Source organism: Endozoicomonas sp. SESOKO4, assembly GCF_024606275.1.
This window is the reverse complement of sequence record NZ_JAHHPS010000672.1, coordinates 1-4,579: the sequence shown is the minus strand read 5'-3', so window position 1 is coordinate 4,579 and position 4,579 is coordinate 1. Positions and strand designations below refer to the sequence as shown.

Below are 4,579 nucleotides of genomic sequence, written 5' to 3'. Positions count from 1 at the left end.
GGATATAGGAACAGCTAAGCCCTCTGCGCAGGAGCTGGCTCAGGCTCCTCATCGGTTGATTGATATCCGGGATCCTTCCGAGCCTTATTCTGCAGCTGACTTTCGTAAGGATGCTCTCAGGGAAATGACGGAAATTACTAATAAGGGAAACATACCTCTTCTTGTGGGAGGTACCATGCTTTATTTCAAGGCGCTTCGGGATGGTTTGGCACCCCTGCCAGCCGCGGATCCTGAGATCAGGGAAGTATTGATGGGCAGGGCAGAGTCTGAGGGCTGGCAGGCGCTTCATGAAGAGCTTCAGAGTGTCGACCCTGTAGCCGCACTTCGTATTAAAGCAACGGATACTCAGCGCCTGCAAAGGGCACTGGAAGTCTATTATGCGACAGGTAAGGTACTTTCCCGTTGGCATCTGGAGCAACAAGCCAGTCGACTGCCATACAATGTAGTCAATCTGGCTATTGCTCCCAAGGATCGATCAATACTTCATCAGCGCATTGAAACCCGTTTCAGGCTGATGCTGGAGCACAACTTTATGGATGAAGTCAGGGCTCTTTATGAGAGGGAAGATCTGGATATTTCACTGCCTTCCATCAGAGCGGTGGGTTATCGCCAGGTCTGGGGATATCTTGAAGGGGAGATGGATTACTCCACCATGGTGGAAAAAGGAGTGGTCGCTACCCGGCAACTGGCCAAGCGACAGTTGACCTGGCTCAGAAGCTGGCCCGATATACACTGGCTGGACAGTACGTCGGAAAACCGGTTAGAAGAAGCCTTAAAATGGCTGAAGCCCGTCCTCAAATAAGGAATAATAAGAAGTGTGATTTCTGTATAACTCTTCTGGCCCCGGCTTTGTATTGGTTACATCATTGACAAGGTGTATTGGAAAAGGCTGGTACGTGAGCACCTGCAATAGTTTCTGCAGGTCCGGTATGAGTAGCTAGTATTACCTATTGATGGCAGTGCGGGGCTTCGCTTACTGTTGCCCGGCTGAATTTCTGGGCTGTACACAGATTGAACAATCAGGTACTGGCACTGCCGGTCGAGCGAATAGCCCAACTAGAAGTGAACAAAGGCTATTCAAAAACCCGAGAATTAATAAGGAGTACAGAAATGTCAAAAGGGCATTCTCTACAAGACCCTTACCTTAATGTGCTGCGTAAAGAGCGCGTGCCGGTTTCCATTTACCTGGTAAACGGCATCAAACTCCAGGGACAGATCGAATCATTCGATCAGTTCGTAATCCTTCTGAAAAACACTGTTAGCCAGATGGTTTACAAGCACGCAGTATCAACTGTAGTGCCAAGCCGTCCGGTACGTCTGCCAATGCAGGGGCAGGAAGGCATGGCCGAGCACGACGAGCAAGAATAAACTTTTTGCTGGTTGATTAGAAGGCGCTTTCGTAGCGCCTTTTGACGTTTAAGAGTTTTATAAACACTGCGTCTACGATTGAAGCATTTTCCACTATGAACAGTGTCATATGGAAGAAACAGCTGTTTAGAACAATAACCGGGCGGTATACTGACGCGCTGGCAGCTTGTTTTTAACGAATAATTCAAATCGTTTAATACTCTCTGCTGCGTAAATGAATGGTTCCGGTCGCAGTTAGCAGCCATAAGAGAAACATTGTCGTCCTGCCATAATGCCATCTGGTCTTGAGTCATCCGGGAACGACGTCTGCTTTATGGTTACTGGTCCCTTGTGAAAGAAAATAATTTCAGGAGTTCTGTTTGTTTTTTGAACGCCATGAAGGTGGTGAAAGTGCAATCCTTGTTCATCCGGATATGAGTGAAGACAAGGAACGGGAAGATCCGCAGGAATTTATGGAGCTGGTTCGTTCCGCTGGTGTTGAAACTCTGGCTTTTATCACAGTGAACGTGCGGTCTCCTTCTCCCCGCTATTTTGTGGGTCCTGGCAAAGTTGAAGAAATCCGTCAATCCGTGTTTCAGCAAAGGGCTGAAGTTGTTCTGTTTAATCACGCTTTGTCGCCTAGTCAGGCAAGAAACCTTGAAAAAGAGCTGGAATGCCGTGTCATCGACCGCACCGGACTGATTCTGGATATTTTTGCTCAGCGTGCCAGAACCTTTGAGGGTAAGCTGCAGGTTGAATTGGCTCAGCTTGAATACATGAGTACCCGTCTGATCCGTGGCTGGACTCACCTGGAGAGGCAGAAAGGGGGTATTGGTCTGCGGGGGCCGGGTGAGACCCAGTTGGAGACTGACCGCAGATTGCTGAGGGCGAGAATTAAGAGCATTACCCGCCGATTGGAAAAAGTTCGTAAGCAGCGTGCTCAGGGGCGCCGTTCCCGAAAGAGGGCAGAAGTGCCGCAGGTTTCTCTGGTGGGTTATACCAACACAGGCAAATCTACATTATTCAATAGCATGACTCAGTCGGATGTTTATGCGCAGGATCAGTTGTTTGCCACACTGGACCCAACCCTGAGAAGGCTGGATCTTGCCGATCTGGGGCCGGTGATTCTGGCGGATACGGTAGGATTTATTCGACACCTGCCTCATAAGCTGGTTGAAGCCTTTCGAGCGACTCTGGAAGAAACCCGTCAGGCAGATCTGCTGTTGCATGTGATCGATGCTCATGATTCGGAACGTCTCGAAAACATCAGGGAAGTGCATGAGGTTCTCAAAGAAATTGATGCCAATGAAGTACCTGCACTGCAGATTTATAACAAGATTGATCTGCTGGCTGAGGTAACGCCTAAAATCCAGCGTGATGATAATGGGCGACCAGAAAGGGTCTGGGTCTCTGCAAAAGACGGTGTGGGTCTGGAGTTAATCGAAAAGGCTATTACCGAATTGCTGGGCGATGATATGGTTCAGGGGCGTCTGCTGCTGAGGGCTGCCCAAGGAAAAGTGAGAGCACGTTTGTACCAAATGGGTGCCATTCAGTCAGAAGAGTATTCTGACAATGGTGAGCTCTTGCTGGCTATCCGTATGCCCAGAAGTGACTTTGACCGTGTCGCTAAACAGGAAGGGTTGCAGGCAGATTGCCTGATAGAAGGGTAGGATTATTGTTACCGAATAGTCAGTGATGTGTCAGGAAGATGCGGTGATTACTAATATGAGCTTGCACTTCCTGCTGTCCAAACTCTACAATCTGGCCTAGGAGTCCTGTCAGACCTGAGATAATTTCATACTCGAAAGCTTGAGTTAGACAGGCTCCCGGAACGACACAACTGGTCTGTAGCCGAAAGTCGTGGTGTTGGAAAAGTGCTGAATATTCACTCTTCCAGTCAAGCCTTCGGGGATCACGACCGGGGAGACAATACGCCTGTCCGGGCAAGGTCACGTTCACAGATCTGTCAGGCCGATCGCCTTATGGGTTTTTTTGTACTGTTGTAAAGAGAATAACCCTGTCGTGATGGCGAGGATCAGCTTTACAGCAAAATAGTTTGCTCACAGAGCCAGTTTGGACCATGCAAGTCCTGACGCACCAGCTGGGCAGAGAATTCGTTACTGACTCTACGGAGACATATATGGCCTGGAACGAGCCGGGTGGAAACAGCCAGGATCCATGGGGTAGTGGAAAAAATAACGGTGGTGGCAAAAATCAGGGGCCACCCGATCTGGACGAAGCATTCCGCAAACTGCAGGACAAACTGAACTCAATGTTTGGTGGTGGCAAGAGCGGAGGCAGTTCAGGCAGAGGGGGCAATGACTCCGGTTCTTCTTCAGGAATGTTTATCGGAATCATTGTTCTGGCAATTGTCGCCTATCTGTGGAACGCAATTTACACCGTCGATGAAAAAGAGCGTGCCGTTATTTTGCGCTTCGGGGTATATACCGAGACCGTTGGTCCGGGTCTTCACATGTACTTCCCACCTTTTGAAAGCAAGTTTCAGGAAAAGGTGACTGAACTTCGTACCTATAACCTGAGACAGCAGATGCTGACTGAAGACGAAAACATTGTTGAAGTCTCCATGTCTGTCCAATACAACATTGAAGACGTTAAAAATTATGTTCTGAACGTCGCCAAGCCACTGATGAGTCTTGAACAGGCCACTCAGAGTGCTCTGCGCCATGTCGTCGGCAGCTCTGAGATGTATCAGGTACTGACCCAGGGGCGTGAAGTTCTGGGGCAGGAAGTTCGTACTCGTTTGCAGGAGTACCAGGAAAACTATGGTACAGGGCTGCGCATTGGGAAAGTCAACATAGAAAGTGCCCAGCCTCCAAAAGAAGTTCAGGCCGCTTTTGATGATGTGATCCGTGCCCGGGAAGACGAACAGCGTGCCAAGAATAAGGCGGAAGCTTACGCAAACAAGGTTATTCCTGAGTCCCGTGGTAAAGCTCAGCGGACTATTGAAGAGGCAAATGCGTACCGCGATGAGGTCATTGCCAGAGCTGAAGGTGAATCTGATCGTTTCTCCAAGCTGCTGACAGAGTACAAACGTGCACCTGAAGTGACACGTGAGCGTCTCTACATCGAAACTGTTGAAGAAGTCCTGAAGAACACCAGCAAGGTACTGGTGGATGTCAAGGGTGGCAATAATATGATCTACCTGCCACTGGATAGACTGACCCAGGGCAAGTCATCCATGCCAGCCCAGCCATCTGAGCTGAGCAGTCAG

Annotated in this window: 4 protein-coding genes; all 4 read left to right on the top strand. The window is 49.3% G+C overall.

All coding sequences use genetic code 11. The features are described 5' to 3' along the window. Positions 1 to 802 (top strand): tRNA (adenosine(37)-N6)-dimethylallyltransferase MiaA (miaA, locus tag KDK16_RS13005; protein ID WP_257276450.1); only part of this gene is annotated, 802 nt, incomplete at its 5' end. A gap of 308 nt (positions 803 to 1,110) precedes the next feature. Further along, a complete protein-coding gene (gene hfq, locus KDK16_RS13000) occupies positions 1,111 to 1,368 on the top strand; it encodes an RNA chaperone Hfq (RefSeq protein ID WP_034836467.1) in 258 nt (85 codons plus the stop codon). A gap of 359 nt (positions 1,369 to 1,727) precedes the next feature. Further along, positions 1,728 to 3,017 carry a ribosome rescue GTPase HflX gene (gene hflX / locus KDK16_RS12995; protein WP_257276449.1) on the top strand — a complete coding sequence of 430 codons (1,290 nt, stop codon included), beginning with the start codon at positions 1,728 to 1,730 and terminating at the stop codon, positions 3,015 to 3,017. 470 nt (positions 3,018 to 3,487) lie between these two features. After that, positions 3,488 to 4,579, top strand: a 1,092-nt coding sequence (gene hflK, locus KDK16_RS12990) for an FtsH protease activity modulator HflK (protein ID WP_257276448.1), incomplete at its 3' end; no start/stop codon positions are given.